This is a genomic window from Lysinibacillus sp. NPDC058147 (assembly GCF_042884205.1).
In the GTDB taxonomy this organism is placed as follows: domain Bacteria; phylum Bacillota; class Bacilli; order Bacillales_A; family Planococcaceae; genus Lysinibacillus.
Map to the genome: position 1 here is coordinate 42,849 of NZ_JBHVUJ010000012.1, position 21,601 is coordinate 64,449.

Here is a 21,601-nt window from a genome sequence, read left to right on the forward strand (position 1 = left end):
TTGTCTGAAGATGTAAATTAAGCACTTATTCAAGGAAACCTAACATTATTTTTGAAATGGTTTAAACCATGATTTAGCGCTTTCTTGTACTTTTGCCGCTACCTCTTCCGGTGTTACTTGACCTAAATACATACCTTGTAACTCACTTTCAAGCAAGCTCTTTGTTGTCGGATCTCCACCTGTAAAATTAGTAACCCACATATATGGTGTTGCTTCATTTTCTGTGGATTTGCTAATGTCATTTAACAAAGCATTGTCAGAGGTAATGCCTGGGATTGCACTGATCATTGAAAATTCCTTTACAAATAACTCCCCAAATTCCTTAGTTGTTAAAAACTCTAAAAATGTTTTAGCAGCATCCTTATGTTTTGAATTTGCATTGATTGCAAATGAACCGTCTACCCAAGTCGTTACTGTTTTATTCCCAGCCTTTGATGGTATTGGGAAGTAACCTAAATCTAAATCTGGATTCATTTCTAACACTACCGGGATTTCCCAGCTCCCTAGTGGAAACATAGCCGCATCACCTAGCGCGAATAATGTGCGAATATCATCCATCCCTAAGCCTTCTGAATTCGCAGGGAAGTATTTCTTCAGGTCATTCATCACTTTTATAGACTCTATAAATGCAGGATCAGTAAAGTCCTTTTCTCCTGCAAGCACCGCTTGATAGAAATCATTTCCTCCATAAATAGCAGGGCCCACAATACCATGCAGCAATGATAATAGCCAACTTTCTTTAGTTCCCATTGCAATTGGCGTAATTCCCTTTTCTAGCAATTTATCATTTAATGCTATGAATTCATCCCAAGTAGTAGGTACTTCTAAGTTATTATCTTTAAATATCTTTTTATTGTAGAAGAATTGAGTTGAGCTCAAGTTAATAGGTACACCATACTGATTACCTTCTTCATCGCGTGAAGCTTTTAATGCTTCTTCAGAGTATACACTTAAACCATTAAAGCCATTAAATTTTTCTATATAACCAGCCTCAGCAAGTTTTAATCCTGCAGCATATGGACGTAAATGGAAGATATCTGGACCTTCGCCAGCTTGTAACGCTGTGTTTAACACTGTGTTATACTCTGTATTTTTAGTTGGGTTAAATGATATGTGTATTTTGGGATGTTTTTCATTAAATAAAGCGATGACTTTTTCATATTTCGCGACGTCTTCTGTACGCCAACTACCTATCGTTAGCGAAACCTCTTCCGTTTTTCCTTCATCATCTTTGTCAGGTGTTGTTGAGCTTGTTGATTTCTTATCTGAAGAACAGCCTACTAGTGCTACAACGAGTAATAAAAGCAACAGGAACAACCATTTATTCATTTGTTTCATAACCACACATCCACCCTTCATGTAATTAGATTTTCATAAATCATCGTATGAAGCTTTTCTCTAATTTCCCTTATGCGCGTATTTCTCCCATAATGAACTGCGTTTGTAAGTAAAATAACAAACGCCTTTTTAATAGGATCCATCCAAATACTAGTGCCCGTAAATCCTGTATGGCCAAAAGATCCTTTGCTCCACCCCCTACCAAAACAAAATAATGAATGATCTCCATTCCAAACTTCAAAGCCAAGTCCCCTATTTCCGATTGTCTTCGTGTATGCCAACTCCATCCACTCAAATGGTATAGTAGATTGCTGCGATATGCCCAACCAATATTTCGCATATTTCGCTAAATCATCTGCGCATGAAAATAACCCTGCACTACCTGACACCCCTTCTAATAGCAGTGCTTTCTCATCGTGCACAATTCCCTGCACAAATTTACCTGATATCATTTCTGTAGCTGCTGCTTGCCCCCTTTTCTGCTCAGGTAGCCGAAAATTTGTATGATGCATACCCAAAGGCTTGAAAATCTCTTGCTCTACAAAACTTTGAAAAAATTGACCTGTAACATTCTCGATAATCTTCCCTAATAAAATCATACCTAAATCACTGTATATTACTTGCTCATTCGGCTGCCCAATGACATTACACGCTAAAACTTCCTGCATAATATCACGCTGATGATGTCTTCTAACAGACGGCTCTAAGTCTGCTGGTAGTCCGGAGCTATGTTGTAATAAATGTTGTATTGTAATGTGTGGAAATCTAAAATCTGGTAAATACTTTTGTGCTGAATCCATCAAATTTAACTTGTTTCTACTAAGCAACAATAGAATAGCTGGTAATGTCGCTATAACTTTTGTTAATGATGCCAAATCAAACAAAGTATTTTTTGAAATAACTTGTTTACTCCAATCCTCAGCTGTATAGGATCCGTAGCTTTTTGACAATAAACATCTATGATTCTGTTGGACAACAAGAACTGCACCCGGAATTTCCTTATCCCTCACTAAGCGATTCACATATGCATCTACCAAATAAACACCTCACAATAAAATGACGAAATATTCTGTGATTTTATAGTATGAAATAAAATGATATAAAACAACAATTAATTTTAAAATTTTTTTTCATTTTTTAGTGTATTACTTTGTAAAGCATCAAAAAAACTCCCCTTCGATAAACAGAGTCATCTGTCTACCTATAGGGGAGCATATCAGTTCATTATTATTTAGTTGGTTTTTTCAAGTCCATAGAAGCCGCTGAGCTTTCAATTTTTACACGTTTTAGGAAGAACGCAAGCACTAGCGCAAGAACTGTAACACCAGCTGCTATTAAGAATGAGTGTGTAATACCTTCTAATAAAGCATTTTGCGTAATCTGATCCTGCATTTGTTGCATTTGTTCAGGCGTTGGTGCAACACCTGATTGTGCTGCATTGGCTTTTGCTTCTGCAATTAATTCTTCTGCTTTTGCTTTTGTACGGTTATTCATGATCGTTACCATCACAGCACTACCAATCGCCCCTGCCACTTGCTGTAAAGTATTATTAATGGCAGTACCATGTGGGTTCATAATTTGTGGTAATTGGTTTAAACCGTTTGTCATAATTGGCATCATAACCATTGACATACCGAACATACGAATTGTGTACATAGACACGATAAATGTATAGCTTGAATCTAACTCTAACTTTGTTAAACCGAATGTTGCAATTGTTGTAATCGTTAAACCAATAATCGCTAATACACGCGGTCCAAATTTATCAAAAAGTTTCCCTGTAATCGGCGACATAATCCCCATTACAAGTGCCCCAGGAAGCATCATTAAGCCCGCTTTAAATGGATCAATTCCACGAATCGATTGTACATAAGCAGGTGTTAAAATCATCCCAGAGAACATAGCCATTGACACGATAACCGAGATAGCAGATCCAAGTGCAAACATCGGATATTTATAAATACGTAATTCAAGTAAAGGTTGATCCATACGTAGTTGTTTAAGTATGAAGATGATTAATGCAAGAAGGCCAACTGAAATTGTGCCGTATACCCAAGGACTTGACCAGCCCTTATCCCCTGCAGTACTGAAACCATATAGAATACCACCGAACGCTATTGTTGATAATAGAACTGAAGCGAAATCCAAGTGAACTTCACGTGTTTCCATCACGTTTTCTAATTTCCAAATACCAAACAATAAACTAATTACAGCAAATGGAATAATCATTTGGAATAGCATACGCCAATCATGATGCTCAACAATATATCCAGATAAAGTTGGACCTATTGCTGGCGCAGAAATCATAACTAAACCGAAAATACCCATTGCTGCACCGCGTTTTTCTTTTGGAAAACTGATCAGCATTACGTTCATAAGAAGTGGTGACATACTTGCAGCACCTGCTGCTTGCACCATACGACCTGCTAAAAGTGTACCGAAGTTAGGTGCAAATCCGGCCATAGCCGTACCGATTGTAAAGACTGACATCGCTACAATAAATAAATGTCTATTTTTAAAGCGCGTTACGAAGAATGCTGAAGCAGGTACTAAAATCCCACTTACAAGCATATAACCTGTTGCGAGCCATTGTACTGTTGAATACGTTATATCAAAATCTTTCATGATCGTTGGTAATGCAACATTTAACAATGTGTTATTAAGAAAAGCAACAAAAGCACCCACAAATAAAATTGAAATCATTCCATAGGGGGGCTTTTGCAGTGTTTGACCACTATTCATTTATATCCCTCAATTCTTTCTTGTTTTTTTCGATAAAACTTATTTTATACTCGCAGTCTACTTTTTTCAAGAATTAAGATTAAAATTTTTTAAAACGTTGATATATATGCGTTTTAACTATAGAATAAGAGTATAATATTTTAAAAAGGTGAGGTTATGAACAAAAGAAAAAGACAAATCATTACTGCCGCTCGTGCTCTTTTTATTGAAAAAGGGTTCGTGGATGCATCGATTAACGACATCATTAGTGCAGCTAAAATTTCAAAGGGTACATTTTATAATCATTTTTCTTCTAAAAATGAATGCTTAATCGCCATATTAGACGAAGGGCGTGAGGAGGCAAGTAATCGCCGCCACGAACTTCTTTACGGCAAAGATCCTACTGATTTGGAAGTATTAACACAGCAAGTTGCGGTACTCATGTATGTCAATCGAGAACATAATTTAATTCAAATTTTTGAATCGGTTTTCCATTCTCGTGATAATGAACTGAAAAAAATCATTTTAAACTATCATTTACAAGAACTGGAGTGGCTTGCCAATCGACTTGTACAAGTTTTCGGAGAAGAAGTTAGTCCAATTAGCTACGAATGTGCTGTGCAAACACTTGGTATGATTAACCTTTCAATACGTGCTGTCTTAATTGCTGATTATAAATATATAAATCGTGAAGCCATTGTACGTGTAGCATTACGCAATATTAGCGTAATTATACCCGTTATGCTTGAATCAAAAGAAATCCTCATTAGTACGGAAATGATCAACACGATACAAAACGTCGCGAACTATAAAACCGTAGATAAGGGAACGGTCATCGAGCAATTAACAGGCTTTAAAAAAGGATTGCCTAAGAATGAAATAGCGGAAGGCTTAGAGTATGTGGAATTCTTGTTAGAGGAACTACAGCGTGAAAAGCCAAAGCTCTTTATCATCGAATCACTCCTTACACCTTTCCGTAAAGCATTCGTTGGAACCGAACACGCAGAAGAGGCACGTGATATCGCCAATAGCTTGTGGCGCTATGTAAAAATTGAGCGACCATCAGAGCGCTGCATCAAGTAAATTAACCACATAAACAAAAGGAGCTATATAGAAAGTCACACACTCACGACTTTCCATATAGCTCCTTTTTTCGGGTTTTTATCCTATTAATTTATTATGCGAATTTGATAAACCTGTAAGTTGATTGGAGTGGAGGCTGGGCGACTCCATAGGGATTAGCGTCACAGATAGGACCCTGCAGCGAAAGCGAAGCGGCAGCGATAAAAGCGCCCAGTCGGAACGGAAATCAACCATACATTACCGTGATGAATGCATTTATTACTTAACTTGACGATCTTTCGGTCCTACCCAAAAGCCAATCACAATGCTAATAGCTACTACAAGAAAAGGTGCATACAAAATAATAAATTGATTCATTATATTTCCCCCTATGCATGATGATCATGTTTACCGCAAGCATAATCACGATCAAACACGAACCATTTCATTACTAAATATAGTGAAGGGATGAGTAGAACTAATCCTCCAACAAACGTAATTACTAATGCAACCGCCATTGTTTCATTTGTAAAGCTATCATAGACTGATATGTACGGATACAGTAAATACGGATAATGTGAAATACCATAGCCGAAAAATGCAAATCCAAATTGAGCAACCATTAAAAAGACTGCAATGCCATAGTTTTTCTTCTTAAATAAAAGTATTAGTGTTACAAGAAATAACACACCTGAAATGGCGAAAAGCCACCACAGATTTAACATATTTTCATAATGCTCAGGCACATGTTCCTTTAACTCCACCATAATTCCTATTACACTTATTATGAGCGGCAAAGACCAACCGAGTGCATACTTTCGCATTAAATTAGAAGCATGCTCATCTCGCGCTCTTTTTCCATACCATGTTAGGAAAACGGCTGAAATATACAAAACTGCCACTATACTTAATAACACAATAGACCAAGTTAACGGATTTGTGAAAAGTTTAGCAATTTGTAAATGTGGTTCTTCATTTATTATTTTTACGAATCCTCCCTCAGATATCGTTAACACAATAGAAAGGGATGCAGGTATAAATAGACCCGTAATTCCGTACATCATTGTATAACCAATGTGTCCACCTTTTTCACTATAGGACTCAAATGCATAATAGCTTCCTCTAATTGCAATTAATATTAATGCAATACTGACCGGCACTAGCAAAATTGTGCCATAATAATAAGCTGTTTGAGGAAAGAAACCTACCATTCCAACAAAGAAAAATACAAGGAAGACATTTGTAATTTCCCACACTGGAGATAAATAACGCTTAATGACATTTGCTAGTAGATGGTTTTTACCAATCAAGACGCTATAAGCATTAAAGAATCCCGCTCCAAAGTCTATGGACGCTACAATGACATAGCCGAATAGAAATAACCACAGTACTGAAATTCCTAATATCTCTAAGCTCATTGCCCTGCACACCCTTCCACTTGTTTATGTTCTTCAATTTCACGCTCAATCGGATTGTTTCGGAACATGCGAATAAGTACTACGATACTTCCTATCGCTAATACAATATACAGCCCTGCAAATAGTATTAGCATAGTATCAACTTGACCACTTGTCGTGGCAGCTTCCGCTGTTTTCATATAACCACGAAGTATCCACGGTTGGCGCCCTACTTCGGCAAACCACCAGCCTACCTCAACAGCAATAAGCGATAATGGACCACTTGCTACTACTATTCTCTTAAAGCTTCTTGAAGAAATAAGCTTCCATCCTCGCCATCTACCTAGCACATAAACAACCGATAGTGCTATTAATAAAGTTCCGATAACTACCATGATGTCAAACAAATAATGGATATAAAGTGGTGGCTGTTCATCGTTAGGAATTTGATCTAAACCTTTTACTTCAGAAAAAGGATTATTATGCGCCAATACACTTAGTGCGTACGGTACTTTAATGGCGTATTTCACTTCTTCTCCATCTAACACTCCAAATAGGACAAGTGAAGCATCCTCTTTTGTTTCAAAATGCCATTCAGCAGCAGCTAATTTTTCTGGTTGATATTCAGCTAAATACTTCCCAGAAAAGTCACCTACAATCAGTGCTGCTAGCGAAAATACTAAGCCTAGTTTCAATAATAGATGTAGCGCTTTTTTATGATAAACATGCTTCGATCCTCGCAGCATACGATAAGCCGCAATAGAAGCTAATAAAAATGCCGCCGTCATATAAGATGTTACTAATACATGCGCTACCTTCGTTGGCATTGCAGGATTTAACATCGCCAGTACTGGTTGAATATTTACAAGTTCACCATCTACTAGATCAAAACCCTGCGGTGCGTTCATAAATGCATTCACAATCGTAATAAAAACGGCCGACATAGAAGCACCAATGGCTACTGGAATCAATAATAATAGATGTCGCTTTGGATTTTTGAATCGATCCCAAGTATATAAATATAACCCTAAGAAAATAGCTTCAACAAAGAACGCGAATGTTTCCATAAACAATGGTAATGCGATTACCTGACCAGCCAATTCCATAAAGCTTGGCCATAGTAGCGATAGCTGCAATCCAATTGCAGTACCAGTGACAACACCGATTGCCACTGTAATCACAAATCCTCTCGCCCATCTTCTTGCGAGCAATAAATAATGTTCGTCATTATTTTTCAATCCAACCCATTGAGCAATCATTATCATTAAAGGTATACCAACACCAATTGTTGCGTAGATAATATGGAATGATAATGTTAACTCCGTTAAGGCTCGACTCCACATTACAGCTGAATCATTCATTTTATTTCATCTCCTAGGTACCAAAAATTCTTCCAACTATCGAAAGAAACATTATCCCAGCTACTAAAAAACTTATCATTATTAGCTTTTTCTCATGCGATTTATAGGCAACAGCCTTTTGTTTTTCCATCATAGTAAATCAACCCAAATTTTTATTGCTGTCGCTAAAATGAGTACGGCTAAAATACTTTGTAAAATTTTCGTATTCATTTTTTTACCTATTTTTGCCCCAAGAGGAGCCGCTAGTAAACTTGCCAATATCATAATTACTGCAGAATAGTAATCGACTTGCCCTGTCATTAATTTTCCGATAGTTCCTCCAATCGATGAGATAAACGTAATAGCTAGGCTAGTTGCAATCGTCATACGCGTTGGGATACCTAGCACTACAAGCATTATCGGAACAAGTAAGAAACCACCTGCAGCACCAACAATCCCTGAACCAATTCCAACAATAAATGCTAATATCGCTGCTAGCGGCTTGTTGAAGGTTACTTCATTCATCGGCTTATCATCGATTTGCTTCTTAGGAACAAACATCATCACAGCAGCAATCAAAGCTAAAATACCGTAGACGACATTCACACTGTTTTCAGATAAAAACTTTGATCCGAAACTACCAACAAAGCTACCAGCTAAAATTGCCCCTCCCATATAAATAATGAGAGACTTATTAAGATAACCACCCTTTCGATATGCCCAAACCCCTGCAATCGAAGCAAAAAATACTTGTACCGCACTGATACCTGAAACTTCATGTGGGGAAAATGCCACCAAACCAAAAAGTGGTGGTATATATAGTAGCATTGGGTATTTAATGATTGAACCGCCTATCCCCAACATACCGGACACAAAAGATCCAACGAATCCAATCAGGAAAATCACAATTATAAATGTTATATCCACTGCGCTAGCATCTCCTTTAATTTATGTGCTTTCAGTATAGTCCTGTTACAATTTCAGACATATAGGGGTTTTCCACTATTAGCTTTACTCACTGTGACAATATTGAAAATTACTCCTATAAATAAAAAAAAGATCACTCATCTTTCAAGTGATCTTAGCTTGTCGGCAAAGGTATAATTATAAAAAATGTGTATCCACCAATTTCACCTTGGCATAATTGTAGCTATCGCTTTGCTTGTACTCCAGAGTCTCATCGAGCGCCCCTAGGCTTTGCTCTAAGCGAAAGCGAAGTGCTGCGAGAAAGCACCTAGTTGGAACGTAAATCAACCCCTAATTTTGCCGAAGAGCTTTACATATTGCAGTAGCTTCTAACAGTAACAAGTTGTTACATATAGTTATTTGCAAGCCCATACTGAATAAGCTCGGCTTTATTACTTAAATCGAGCTTTTGCATAATATTCGATTTATGATTTTCAACCGTTTTACTACTAATATATAGCTGCCCAGCAATTTGTATATTCGTATACCCTAGAACTGTTAACCTCATTATCTCCTGCTCACGAACAGTTAAAATGCATTGATCTTCATGCCCTTTATGTTCAAATAATTTTTCCATCTGCTCCTGCGGAATACCAACGTTGTAATAAATGCGACCATTATATACATCATGGATAGCCTCATAGAGAATTCCGCCTTGACTATTTTTTAAAATATAGCCATTGGCTTCAACAGCAATCGCTTTTTGAATATAAGCAACTTCATTGTGCATTGTTAACATAATAATTTTCACGCTAGGCATTTGCTTATGAATTTCTTGAGTAGCCGTAAATCCATCTAACCCATTCGGAATGGATACGTCCATCAAAATGACATCCGGGTTTAATGATATTGCCTGAGTGATCGCCTCCGCTCCATCACCCGCTTCGCCTACAACCTCTATATCTATATAATTTTCCAATAAAAGAACAATTCCTTTTCGGATTAGCACATGATCATCTACTACTAAAACACGAATCATCTAAAGTCATCCTTCCAATTAGGTACTTGAATGCTAATTTGTGTACCTTTATTGTGAGCTGAAGTAATATTAAAAAATCCCCCTAACAGTGTAATTCGCTCCTCCATATGCTTTAAGCCAAGCCCTTCTTTCTTCACTTGCTGTAAATTAAATCCTACGCCATTATCCTCAATATAGAGAGATAAATTTGTAGCTTTCTTTTCGAGCCGAATAACAACCTTTGAAGCCTTTGCATATTTAATAATATTGTGTAAAGCCTCCTGTACGACGCGATAAATATTAATTTCCACAGATGGATGACAACGTTCTTCAAAATCTGTTTCTAACGATATAGCAATATCAGGATGTACCTTTTGTACTGAGTCGACAAGGGTGTCTAATGTAGGTGTAATCCCTAACTGATCAATGCTATGAGGGCGAAGCTGATAAGAGTACAATTTAATATCATTCATTACTTGCTCTAGCTCATTGCGTACTTCTTCAATATACGTATTTAGCTTTTCATTGTCTTTGACATAAGATTCAATCGCTTGTAGAGCAACAGATATTGTATATAATGATTGGCCTACGCCATCATGTAGTTCCTGCGCAAGCCTTTTATGTTCTTCCTCCTTGGCCTCAATTAGCTTTTTAATAATAAGCTTCGAAATCCGAGCCTCTTCTTCCTTTAGTTGAAGAGTTTGATCGCGCAATACAAGAAGAAACTCTTGCTCATTTGTTTTACCGTCTGTATACATCAGTGCCGTGCTCATTTCAACATCTATCTTACTACCATGATACGTCGGCATTTTCGATAAAAAGTAGGGAACCTCATTATGCTCTATTAAATAACATGTATGTTCTGTTGGAGACTTTTGACGGTTTTCACAAAATGAACAAAAGGGCACTCGCTCTCCTAATTTCCATCCCGTTAACCGCTTCGCCGATGGATTCATCATTAAAATTTCACGCTTGTGATTCATTATGATGATTCCGTCTTGAATATATTGAAATATTTGCTGTAAATATGACTGTTCTTTCTCCATTTTAAACACACTCCTAACTTAAAAATGAAAGCTCAACAAAAATCAGTGCCTTCCTTTAAGTTTCCCTATACTTTTTCTTCTATCAAGCTATAACTCCTCACTTCATGCCCTGCTTTCCGAATGATTCGAACACTCATATTTTTTTCTAGCTGAGTTGATGCAATAATATGAAGGGGTTTTTTTGGTAGTTCATGTATATGACGTACTAAATAAGCAATTGGCAAATTTAATGCATTTGGTGTAGGTGATTTGTAAGAGTCATTATAATCACGTACATCCACTATCGCCGTTCCCACATTTAACTCTTGCGGTAAACACTCTTGTACTTGACGTACCGGAACATGGCGTTTATAAATAATTCTACCAATAATAAGAAGGAATATACTCATAATTACAATAATCATTTCTTAACCCCTTTTACCGAGAAAAAAAGGTTGTCTAAATCTATTTAACGTTCCACAGGCGAGTCTACGATGCTTTACTAAACTATAACAATTTCTACTCCTCATCTTTCAAGCCCTAAACGAAGAAAAATAGCAAACTAGGATTACTAGAATGCTATTTTTCTTTTAGAACAACCTCTTTAGATCAATTTCGCCATAACGTAATTTGTTGCTGTCGCTTCGCTTTCGCACAGTAAACATTTGTTGCTGTCGCTTCGCTTTCGCACAGTAAACATTCGTTGCTATCGTTTCAGATAACACTCGCTAACTGAAGATATAACTTTCTTTATTTACTTAGTACCTCTTGTTGCCAAGCCATATAGCCGCCCGTTAAATTTACAATGTTATGAATGCCATTCGCTTTCAGTACACTTACAGCAATTGCAGAGCGAGCACCGCCTTGGCATTGTACAACAATTTTTTTATCCGTTTGCAATTCATCTAAACGACTAGATAGTGTACCAACCATAATATGCTGAGCGTTTTCAATATGCCCTGCATCATATTCTGTTTGATTGCGCACATCAAGCACATGAACTTGTTCACTTTCAATTAATGATTTCGCTTCTAAAGGAGTTATATTTTCATAACTTTCTAGAGAAGTAGCCTCTTCCAAAACTTTCGTCACATTCCCATAACCAACAACATTGTCGATACCAATAGAACGTAAAGCAATTAAAATATCATCTAGTTGCGAAGGATTAATTAGTAAATATAATGGTTTTGTATAATCTACTAGCCAGCCAGCCCAATTTGTCAATGAATTATTGTAAGGAATGTTTAGTGTACCTGCGATAAATCCGCGTGAGAAATCTTCTGCGGGACGTGTATCAATAACTTGCTTTCCATCTGCAAGAAGTTGAGCAATCTCTTCATAGCTTGTCACGACCTTCACTGGCGGTAAGTTCTTAATAAGCTCTATTCCCACTTTGTTAACACGCTTCATAACAGCGAAATAATAAGGAGGCTCCGGTTGACCATCTAGTAACGCGTCAATAAATTTTTGCTCATCGTCAAATTGCATAGCCCAGTTGAATTGCTTCTCATACCCAACTGTTGAAGACGGTACAGCTCCTAGCGCTTTACCGCAAGCACTACCCGCTCCATGAGCTGGCCAAAGCTGCATGTAATCTGGTAAAGCCTTAAAGCGTTCTAATGATTTAAACATTGCTTTTGCGCCAGAAAGTGATGTACCCTGAATCCCAGCAGCTTTTTCTAATAAATCAGGGCGTCCAATATCACCTACAAACACAAAATCACCCGTAAAAATCCCCATTGGTTTATCTGCTACGCCGCCACGATCTGTTAATAAGAAGGAGATACTTTCAGGCGTATGCCCAGGTGTGTGCATAACTTTAAAGATAAGATTACCTATACTAAATTCATCACCATCTTTTAATAATTGATGAGGAATACCTTCTAGATTTTGATACTTCCAATCAGCATCCCCTTCGTCGGAAATATACATCTTTGTTCCAACACGGTCTGCTAACTCACGAGACCCTGCTACAAAATCAGCATGGATATGCGTTTCTAATGCGCCAACAATTTGCATCTTCTCTTTTTCTGCTAATGCAAGATAGGGTTCAATATTACGCATCGGATCAACGATAACCATTTCTCCTTTCGCCTGACATCCCACAACATAAGAAGCGTGTGCTAATTTTTCATCGTAAAAATATCGTAATAACATGTTTAAACTCCCCTTTTCACTCAGTTTTTTCTTTTAAAATATCTAATGTCGATTGGACATAATTCAGTGTTTTTTGAACAGTGGGATCTTTCATCCATTTAACAATTGAAAAAATATTAATATGCTGAGGCTTTTCTTCTGCTCTTTGCTGTACAGTTTTTAAAAACTCCATAGCAATTTTTCCATTTTCAACGTATGGATCGATGTAGCCCTTTAAATTATTCATTGTATATTCTGTCGTTTGCTTATCCTGAAGTATTGCTGTAACAAAATCAACGATGTTTTCTAACTGATGAATGATTTGAACAAGCTTTGGCAATTTCTCTATAAGTTGTACAATAGCTGTTATCGTTTCTGAGCCTACATTATAAGTAGTGACAAATTGTTCATATCGATCTATCGTCTTTTTATCCGTCAGTACTGCTTTTCCAAAATCCACAACATTTTCAGCTGAATCTATCGTTTGCTCTACATTCGGTAATTTATCCAACAATCGCTGTAAAGAGTGTCGAACTTCTGGTTTCTCAAGCGTTTCGATTATTTGATATAATTCTTCGCTCATACTTACCGTTGCGTTAGCCATGCTTGTCGCCTCCCTTCATTTGTAATTACATTGTGCCTTTCAACATGCCATCCCAGTACATGACAGGCAGTAAATCCTTTTTCATGAAATACATACTAGATCTTTCCACAGCCTGGTTAAAAGGCATAGATTCGACAGGCTCTTTATTGTAATCAAACTCAGCTAATATCAGTTTGTTGTAGCCTGTTACAATTGGGCAAGAAGAGTAGCCATTGTACATTTCCATCATTGGCTGTTGTCGCAATAAAGCAATAAGATTTTGTGCAACAACAGGAGCTTGCTTGCGTATAGCTGCACCCGTTTTTGATGTTGGAAGATTGGCATTGTCACCTATCCCAAACACATTGCCAAACTTTTTATGCTGCAAAGTAAATTTATCAACATCTACCCAGCCACATTCGTCTGCTAATGCACTTGTTCGTATAAACTCAGGTGAACACATATAAGGTGTCACATGAATCATGTCATATTTAATTTCTTCTACTGTGCCGGTATCTAAATTTTCAAAAATAGCTATTTTTTCATCAGCCTTAATTTCAATCAAATTACGACGGAATCGAGCATCAATATTTTTCCGCTCTATTACCTTTTCAAGTGCTTCACGATATTTCAATACATCGAAAATAGCTGGATTGGCTGAACCAAAAATAATGTTAATATTGTCACGAACATTCACTCTATTAAAATGGTCCTCTGCTAAATGCATAATTTTTTGTGGTGCACCGCCACATTTTACTGGAGAGTTTGGATGTGTAAACAATGCAGTCCCCTCTTTAAAATTGCGGATTGTTTCCCACGTGTAATCCACATGCTCAAAAGAATAATTACTGCATACACTTTTTGTCCCAAGCGCTTCTTTAAGCCCTTTAATAGCCCCCCAGTTAATCTCTATCCCTCCAGCAACCACTAAAAAATCATACGTATATGTTGTACCGTCAAGTGTTGTTACCTGGTTTTGATTGGGGTCAAAGCTACCAACAGCTTCTTTTAACCAAACAGCTCCTTTAGGGATAATGGAAAGCATCTCACGTTCAGAGTCCCACTTATTCGCTGCACCCCCTCCCACCAATGTCCAGAGTGGTTGATAATAGTGTTTTTCTGAAGGATCTATGATGGCAATCTCCCCTTGAAGTGAATGTGATTGCCGAAGTAAACGTGCAGCTACTGAAATACCAGCAGTTCCTCCTCCAACGATGACTACTTTAAAAGAAGTCTTCATGTGTATATCCTCCTTATCATGCTGTCTTTCGTATACAACTTTTACACCTTAATAATAGTTATAAGAGAGAGCAGTTCATATAGGGGTAATCCCCTAAAAAATTACACTTTTTTCAATATCACAAAAAAGGCAGTACAAGGTGAATATTTCATCACTTGTACTGCCTACATTAACAGTGTTTTACTTTTTAAATTTTCAACATTACACGAGGTTTAATTCGTTCTGACCAGGGACGAGCCCCTTCTTTTGGGCACTAAGGGTACCTGTAACGTTATGGTTCCAAAGGGGTCCGCCCAGCATCACTTCAATTAACTTACGTTTCAACAAATACCATGTACAGAGCAAAATAAATACTATTTACATTTAAATTTCAATACAAAGACTGTACCTTCCGCTCCTGATTGAACACTAATGGTACCACCGTGTAAATCAATTAACTGCTTCGTAATAGCCAATCCTAGACCTGTACCCGTTGTATCATCCGTAGTATTCGTACCTCGATAATATCGTTCAAAGAGGTTATCGAGCTCCTCCTGAGGAATTCCCGGACCTTGGTCGGCAATTGTCAGCACAATCTCCTTGCCTATATGTTGCGCTTCTACGATTACCTTTGTACCCTCCGGAGTATATTTTTTAGCATTGGTTATTAGATTATCTAAAATGCGCTTTAATAAAAGCTCGTCCGCTTCAAGCATGACATCCCCATAAACCTTTACAGACACTTGCTCATCTGCAAATTGAGGTAACCATACATTAAGTGGTAACAACACTTTTTCAAGTTGTATCGCTTTATTTTTTAATTGGTACGTATATGTTAAGTCTCGTATAAGGGCGTCCATATACGTTGCCTTTTCCTGCATCGTTGTTGCAAAGACGCGCATTTCTTCTTTCGTCCATTCATAGTCTTCAGAAGCTAGCATTGTTGAATAACCATAAATAGAGCTTAACGGTGTCTTTAAATCATGGGATAAACCTGTGATCCATTCCTCACGTAATCGCTCTGCATGCTTAATTTGCCTTTCATTGGAGGAAAGACGTTTTGATAAATTATTAATCGATTCATCAACTGGCTGGAATAATTTAAATTTCCTCTTCAACTTCCCTGTCTCCCGGTGATGGATACTTTTATCTCTTACTTTACTGTAGTCAAACTGGGTTAATCGCTCGATACGAGATATTACATAAATAAGCGGACGAACAAATTGACGGGAAATGCTAATCGATAAAAAGATAATCCCTATTAACAATATAATATGTCCACCAAAGAAGATGGAAACAAATAAAACCATCGCTTTAGTAAAAGGCTCGTCAAATGGCTTATATGATGGGTTCGGCATACGTACAACTAGTGTCGAGCCATCCTCTAAAGCAACATTTCGCGAAAGCTCTTTATACTCAAAAATATCGTAGTTCTCTTCCAGCAGTTGAGGCTTATGGAGCTTTTTATAGCGCTCACCAATGACTTCTACACGATCCCACTGCTTATTATAGATTTCAACCGAGGCCTTCTTATCCTGTAAACGCTGGAGCAGTTCTGAAGAAACCTCTCCTTTTTCCTTCCAATCCCGAACTACTTCCTCAAAAAGCGGTTGGACAGGTAAGGCCGGGAGGAATAACAAATGGTATTTAGGAATCTCCCACGTGTGCATTCCCGGCCTTTTAAGAGTCATTATTTCGTTTTCAGTCATACTACATAGTTCACATGTATCTCCCGTGTAATCAACAATATCCATCGATTGATTGAACAAATATAATTGCCCTAAGTTCTCCTTAGCTCGCCTCACTAAATAATCAGCAATCTTAATAGATTCTCCTTTTTCTACGACAGCATCATCTTTAATTTCAGAGGAACTCATTATGTGAATATCGTCACCGACATGACTATTGATAAAGATTGTAAACAACACCAAGCTTATAATAAAGCCTGCAATGAATAGTAAATAAAAAATAATGAAATAAGATACAAAACGAAGGGTTAATCTTCTAGCTGGCTTCATGAATGAACATCTCCAACAAGTTTATAACCGATACCTCTTACAGTAATAATGCAGGTTGGTTTACCTGGATTCTTTTCTATTTTTTCTCGCAGTTTTCGAATATGAACCATCACGGTATTATCATCAAACAAACAGTCACCCCATACGCGCTCGTAAATTTGCTCCTTTGATAATACTTGCCCTGCATTTTCGCATAAATATTTCAATAAATAAAATAACCTACCACTAATGATTTCCTTTGTACCATTTACAGTCACCTCTGCTGCATCGATATCGAATGTAAATCGACTACATGAAAATAAGTGACTTCCAGGAACATCTTTTTTCTTCATATATCTTGTAAGCTGCACCTTCACCCTTGCAACAAGCTCAAGTGGATTAAATGGCTTAGTAACATAATCGTCTGCACCGTTCATAAAACCACGAAGCTTATCTGCATCACTACCTTTTGCAGTTAAAAAGAATATAGGTGCGTCACTTTGCTCTCGAATCACATTCGCCATATCAAGTCCGCTACCATCTGGGAGCATAATATCTAATAGATAAAAATCAAAAACCTTCATTTCAATTTTCTTTTTAGCTTCTTGAACAGTGTCACAAAGTGTAATGTTTAAAAACCCTTCTTTTCTTAAGATAATTTCTATCATTTCTGCAATTGCACGTTCGTCCTCTAATACTAAAATTGACGCGTCTTGCATGCTATCACCTTCTTTTAAGATTTCTTTAAGGTAGTCATCATTTCACCATAAGATTTACCAATTACACTATGTATAAGATAACCAATTAAGGAGATAAAACGCAATGACAACTAACCGTGTTACCTTCATAGATACAATGCGTGGGTTTAGCTTATTCGGCATCTTAATGGCGAATTTGTTGATTTTCCAGTTTGGGATGTATGGTAAAGATGAACTAAAAGATCTATCCATCCTCGATAATGGAGCCTGGTATTTTGTAAAAATTTTTATAGAAGGATCATTTATGCCGATCTTCACCATTTTATTCGGCTTCTCTCTTATTAAATTTATAGAGTCTATTCGTAGAAAAAAAGATAAGAGTCGATGGTCCATCTTACGCCGCGCAACAGGGCTTATTGCTTTAGGTTTTCTGCATAAAACGTTTTTATGGGAAGGTGACATTTTATTTTCCTACGGCATGATGATTTTATTTTTGATCCCCTTTATTAATCGTAAACCTAAAACTTTATTTATTTGGGCTGGTATCTTCTTATTACTTATTACCAGTTTATCATTTGGTTCCACTGAAGAAACTAAAAAAGAACAGCAGGAAATAGCTTCCTATGTAGAGAAAGTCGACAATATATACGCTAATGGAAACTACTTAGACATTTATGATTTCCGAGCAAATGATCTACCTCCTGGCATGGATGATTCAGGATTAGTCCTTTTCTTATTAGTTTTCCTTGCACCCATGTATACCACTGCATTGACCCTTTTCGGCATGGGGCTCGCTAAAAAGAAAGCTTTTGTGAATATGGAGGATGAAAAGAAATGGTATAAGCTTGGCTCTCTACTTGTTCCAATAGGGCTAGCTTGTAAGAGTCTGAGTTTTATTATAGAAAGCAATTTTTCCGGAATGCTGTTAATAGGCGGATCTGAATTATTAGCAGTTGGCTATGTCTGCCTCGCAGCTTTAATATATAAAACCCTCCCTGTACAACGTCTCGCTCCCGCCTTTGAGAGTGTCGGTAAACTATCATTAACTAATTATCTAATGCAAACCATTATTTGTACAACAGTATTTTATGGATACGGTCTAGGATTATACGGCAAGTTAGGCGTGTTTGGCGGTATTTTATTTGGAATCGTCGTGTATAGCTTGCAATGTGTTTTCAGCCTTGCCTATTTCAAGAAATTTAAACGCGGACCATTTGAATCTGCACTGCGTGTATGGACGAATTGGTCTTGGAACGGACAGATTAAAATAAAACAGAAAGGAAGTACTTTAAATGAATAGTGACTCCAAAGAGGACTTTACAGATACATGGTGGTTTTTAGGAATCTGTACTGCTGTAGCTGCCGTTTTAACACTGTTTGCTTTTTAATATAACAATCAACTTTACTTGGGAACAACTATACAACAATATCTTGGAATTCGTTTTCATCCTCCCCCTACTGTATACTATGACTACACATACTATACAGCTTAGGGGGCGTTTTTTTGCTACAGCGAATTATTATTACTGGCTATAGACCACATGAATTAGGCATTTTTAATGACAAGCACCCTGGCATTGCTATCATAAAAAAAGCACTGGAAAACCGACTGCGTATATTGATTGATGAAGGTTTGGAATGGGTGATTATTAGTGGTCAGCAAGGTGTAGAAACATGGGGTGCTGAAGTTATTCTAACGTTAAGAAATGAATTTCCTCATTTAAAATATGCTGTAATCACTCCTTTTTTAGAACAGGAGAAAAATTGGCAGGAACATAAAAAGGACAAATATCAAGCATTAGTAGCTCAAGCAGATTTTGTAACTAGCGTAACGAAAAAGACATACGAGGCTCCGTGGCAATTTATCGAAAAAGACAAATTTATTATACAAAACACAGACGGTCTGCTGCTAATCTATGATGAAGAAAATGAAGGCTCCCCGAAATATATGAAACGTCTAGCAGAAAAATATATGGAAACACACGAATATGCACTTTTAATGATTACCGCTTATGATTTACAAGTAGTGGCAGAAGAATTACAGCAACAAGATTGGTAGGGAAAATATTGATATAATTTTCTGATAATTATATACTGGAATAAATAAGTTTAACTCTATTAGTCATAAGATTTCTACCCTTTAGTGCTAATTTCTAAAAAGGAGTTGCTAACATTTGAGTAAAAAAATCGAAATGGTTCTAGAGTCGTCGCCGGTGAATGTTTCTCATGATACGTATCGCAGAGAGTGCAAATATACACGAGGGATTCATATTGAAGAACAAGAATTTAAAGCAATTTTGGCTGCAATGTGCCACGATTCTCGCTTATATTTTGATTTCCACAATCCACGCAGAGAGATTAAAAAGGGAACATATTTAAATGGACATTCTGGGTTAGCTCGTACTATTTATAATTACTATAAAACAAATCACAATATTGAACTAACTGAGCTTATAAACGGTAAAGATTTTTATGTAAAAATAATATAAGGTGATAAATCGATTTCATAAAGTGGGTTGTTTCTTACATAACAACTCACTTTTTATATTCAATAAAAAAGAGCTACCCTCAAAAGAGAGTAACTCTGTCTTTATTATAGGTCTGATACTTGAGCACCTAATTCTTTATTATTGTACGTTTCAGTGTCCAATTCTTTTGTAATACGCGCTGTTGCCACACCTGCAGTCATTGAACCACTTACATTAAGAGCAGTACGGCCCATGTCGATTAATGGCTCAACGGAGATTAATACACCCGCAAGTGCAATCGGTAAATTAAGTGCTGATAATACAAGAATTGCTGCAAATGTCGCACCACCACCGACACCAGCTACACCAAATGAGCTGACTGCTACCACTGCAATAACAGTAATGATAAACACTGGATCAAGCGGATTAATCCCAACTGTCGGTGCAATCATAATCGCTAGCATTGCAGGATAAACACCAGCACAGCCATTTTGACCGATAGATAGACCAAATGAGCCCGAGAAGTTTGCAATACCCTCAGGTACGCCAAGACGACCTGTTTGTGTTTTAATGTTCATTGGCAGAGCACCCGCACTTGAACGTGAAGTGAAGGCAAACAATAATGTTTCCGCAGATTTCTTTAAATACGTAAATGGATTTAAACCAGTTAAAGTAAGAATTAATAAGTGTACTAATAACACGATAAATAATGCTACATAAGACGCAATAACAAACTTACCTAGATTATAGATTGCCCCGAAATCAGATGTAGCAACTGTACGAGCCATAATTGCTAAAATACCATACGGTGTTAAACGTAAGACGATTGTTACAACGCCCATTACTAATGCATAGATGGCATCCAAGCCCTTTTTAATAGTAGCTGCAGTGTCTCCATCTTTACGTGCTATACGTAAGTAAGCAAAACCTAAAAATGCTGAGAAAATTACAACAGCAATTGTCGATGTAGAACGAGCACCTGTTAAATCTAGGAATGGGTTTGCTGGGAACAACTCAATAATTTGTGTTGGTAAATCCGGTGCAGTTAATCCAGAAGTTTTTTCCTCTAAATACGCTCCACGCTCTGTCTCCGCAGCACCATGTATAATATTTGAAGCATCTAAATGAAACACTGTTGCTGAAAAAATACCAACAGCAGCTGATACTGCAGTTGTACCGATTAAAATGGCTAAAATAAGAGCTGCCATTTTCCCGAAGTTTTTACCAACCTTCATTTTCGTAAAGGCTATTAAGATGGAAATGAAAATTAATGGCATCGCAACCATTTGTAGTAATTTAACATAACCAGTACCAATAATATTGTACCAATTTGATGTTTTAGCTAACACATCAGAATCAATACCATATATTAAATGCAGTCCAAGACCAAGTACAATCCCTAAGCCTAGACCAGTAAAAACGCGATTTGAAAACTTAACGTGCTTTTTATTCATAAAATATAAAATTCCAACGAATACGAGTAAAACGACAACGTTAAGAATAATTTGTAATGTAGACACTAGACAGCCTCCTAAGAAGTTTAATTATAATGTAAATCGAATTATATACCTATAATCCCTATAATTCAAGTATGTTTTATTTAGATTAATAATTTCCTAAAATAAAGCGGCTTATTTCTTTTGATTATGCCCTTAAAATCAAATTTAATAATTCAGCACATCTCTGTTGCGGA

The 21,601-nt window shown here is 37.0% G+C and carries 20 protein-coding genes; 4 read left to right on the top strand and 16 right to left on the bottom strand.

Annotated features, from left to right (window positions below):
• Positions 1 to 45 precede the first annotated feature (45 nt).
• The 3 genes from ACFVT8_RS22425 to ACFVT8_RS22435 all read right to left on the bottom strand — a co-directional run bounded on the left by ACFVT8_RS22425 (position 46) and on the right by ACFVT8_RS22435 (position 4,080).
• Positions 46 to 1,359, bottom strand: a complete 1,314-nt coding sequence (locus ACFVT8_RS22425; RefSeq protein ID WP_387085645.1) for an ABC transporter substrate-binding protein — start codon at positions 1,357 to 1,359, stop codon at positions 46 to 48.
• Positions 1,356 to 2,375 (bottom strand): serine hydrolase domain-containing protein, encoded by a 1,020-nt coding sequence (locus ACFVT8_RS22430; protein ID WP_387085648.1) that lies wholly within the window; start codon positions 2,373 to 2,375, stop codon positions 1,356 to 1,358. The genes ACFVT8_RS22425 and ACFVT8_RS22430 overlap by 4 nt, the downstream gene beginning before the upstream one ends.
• Positions 2,376 to 2,565: 190 nt before the next feature.
• Entirely contained in the window at positions 2,566 to 4,080 is a 1,515-nt protein-coding gene (locus tag ACFVT8_RS22435) for a DHA2 family efflux MFS transporter permease subunit (RefSeq protein ID WP_387085651.1), read from the bottom strand.
• 156 nt (positions 4,081 to 4,236) lie between these two features.
• Here ACFVT8_RS22435 and ACFVT8_RS22440 point away from each other — a divergent pair, with 156 nt between their 5' ends.
• Positions 4,237 to 5,142 carry a TetR/AcrR family transcriptional regulator gene (locus tag ACFVT8_RS22440; protein ID WP_387085654.1) on the top strand — a complete coding sequence of 302 codons (906 nt, stop codon included), beginning with the start codon at positions 4,237 to 4,239 and terminating at the stop codon, positions 5,140 to 5,142.
• A gap of 258 nt (positions 5,143 to 5,400) precedes the next feature.
• On the opposite strand, the gene cydS is transcribed toward ACFVT8_RS22440, so the two are convergent.
• The 12 genes from cydS to ACFVT8_RS22500 form a co-directional block, all read right to left on the bottom strand.
• Complete coding sequence (gene cydS / locus ACFVT8_RS22445) at positions 5,401 to 5,499, bottom strand: cytochrome bd oxidase small subunit CydS family protein (protein ID WP_387085657.1); 99 nt, start codon at positions 5,497 to 5,499, stop codon at positions 5,401 to 5,403.
• Positions 5,500 to 5,510: 11 nt separating this feature from the next.
• Positions 5,511 to 6,539, bottom strand: coding sequence for a cytochrome d ubiquinol oxidase subunit II (locus ACFVT8_RS22450; protein WP_387085660.1), 1,029 nt, complete (start codon positions 6,537 to 6,539; stop codon positions 5,511 to 5,513).
• A complete protein-coding gene (locus ACFVT8_RS22455) occupies positions 6,536 to 7,879 on the bottom strand; it encodes a cytochrome ubiquinol oxidase subunit I (protein WP_387085663.1) in 1,344 nt (447 codons plus the stop codon). The genes ACFVT8_RS22450 and ACFVT8_RS22455 overlap by 4 nt, the downstream gene beginning before the upstream one ends.
• Before the next feature lie 129 nt (positions 7,880 to 8,008).
• The gene (locus ACFVT8_RS22460; RefSeq protein ID WP_387085666.1) at positions 8,009 to 8,785 is read right to left on the bottom strand and encodes a sulfite exporter TauE/SafE family protein; all 777 of its coding nucleotides are present in this window, start codon (positions 8,783 to 8,785) and stop codon (positions 8,009 to 8,011) included.
• 385 nt (positions 8,786 to 9,170) lie between these two features.
• On the bottom strand, positions 9,171 to 9,803 hold the full coding sequence (locus ACFVT8_RS22465; RefSeq protein ID WP_387085669.1) for a response regulator: 633 nt from the start codon (positions 9,801 to 9,803) through the stop codon (positions 9,171 to 9,173).
• Complete coding sequence (locus ACFVT8_RS22470) at positions 9,800 to 10,828, bottom strand: PAS domain-containing sensor histidine kinase (RefSeq protein ID WP_387085672.1); 1,029 nt, start codon at positions 10,826 to 10,828, stop codon at positions 9,800 to 9,802. Before ACFVT8_RS22470 ends, ACFVT8_RS22465 begins: the two co-directional genes overlap by 4 nt.
• Before the next feature lie 65 nt (positions 10,829 to 10,893).
• Positions 10,894 to 11,232, bottom strand: a complete 339-nt coding sequence (locus ACFVT8_RS22475; protein ID WP_387085675.1) for a rhodanese-like domain-containing protein — start codon at positions 11,230 to 11,232, stop codon at positions 10,894 to 10,896.
• A 325-nt stretch (positions 11,233 to 11,557) separates the two neighbouring features.
• On the bottom strand, positions 11,558 to 12,964 hold the full coding sequence (locus tag ACFVT8_RS22480; protein ID WP_387085678.1) for an MBL fold metallo-hydrolase: 1,407 nt from the start codon (positions 12,962 to 12,964) through the stop codon (positions 11,558 to 11,560).
• Positions 12,965 to 12,980: 16 nt separating this feature from the next.
• Positions 12,981 to 13,547, bottom strand: coding sequence for a helical membrane plugin domain-containing protein (locus ACFVT8_RS22485; protein WP_387085681.1), 567 nt, complete (start codon positions 13,545 to 13,547; stop codon positions 12,981 to 12,983).
• A gap of 25 nt (positions 13,548 to 13,572) precedes the next feature.
• Positions 13,573 to 14,766: an NAD(P)/FAD-dependent oxidoreductase gene (locus tag ACFVT8_RS22490; RefSeq protein WP_387085684.1), complete on the bottom strand. Its 1,194-nt coding sequence runs from the start codon at positions 14,764 to 14,766 to the stop codon at positions 13,573 to 13,575.
• Between the two features lie 353 nt (positions 14,767 to 15,119).
• The gene (locus tag ACFVT8_RS22495; protein WP_387085687.1) at positions 15,120 to 16,763 is read right to left on the bottom strand and encodes a sensor histidine kinase; all 1,644 of its coding nucleotides are present in this window, start codon (positions 16,761 to 16,763) and stop codon (positions 15,120 to 15,122) included.
• Positions 16,760 to 17,461, bottom strand: coding sequence for a response regulator transcription factor (locus ACFVT8_RS22500; RefSeq protein ID WP_387085690.1), 702 nt, complete (start codon positions 17,459 to 17,461; stop codon positions 16,760 to 16,762). The genes ACFVT8_RS22495 and ACFVT8_RS22500 overlap by 4 nt, the downstream gene beginning before the upstream one ends.
• A gap of 103 nt (positions 17,462 to 17,564) precedes the next feature.
• Here ACFVT8_RS22500 and ACFVT8_RS22505 point away from each other — a divergent pair, with 103 nt between their 5' ends.
• From ACFVT8_RS22505 to ACFVT8_RS22515, 3 genes are all read left to right on the top strand, one after another.
• Positions 17,565 to 18,740 carry a DUF418 domain-containing protein gene (locus ACFVT8_RS22505; protein WP_387085693.1) on the top strand — a complete coding sequence of 392 codons (1,176 nt, stop codon included), beginning with the start codon at positions 17,565 to 17,567 and terminating at the stop codon, positions 18,738 to 18,740.
• Positions 18,741 to 18,944: 204 nt separating this feature from the next.
• Positions 18,945 to 19,499 carry an SLOG family protein gene (locus tag ACFVT8_RS22510; RefSeq protein ID WP_387085696.1) on the top strand — a complete coding sequence of 185 codons (555 nt, stop codon included), beginning with the start codon at positions 18,945 to 18,947 and terminating at the stop codon, positions 19,497 to 19,499.
• Between the two features lie 115 nt (positions 19,500 to 19,614).
• Complete coding sequence (locus ACFVT8_RS22515) at positions 19,615 to 19,929, top strand: hypothetical protein (protein WP_387085699.1); 315 nt, start codon at positions 19,615 to 19,617, stop codon at positions 19,927 to 19,929.
• Between the two features lie 104 nt (positions 19,930 to 20,033).
• Here the strand turns inward: ACFVT8_RS22515 and ACFVT8_RS22520 are convergent, their stop codons facing one another.
• A complete protein-coding gene (locus tag ACFVT8_RS22520; RefSeq protein ID WP_387085702.1) occupies positions 20,034 to 21,428 on the bottom strand; it encodes an L-cystine transporter in 1,395 nt (464 codons plus the stop codon).
• Positions 21,429 to 21,601: the final 173 nt, after the last annotated feature.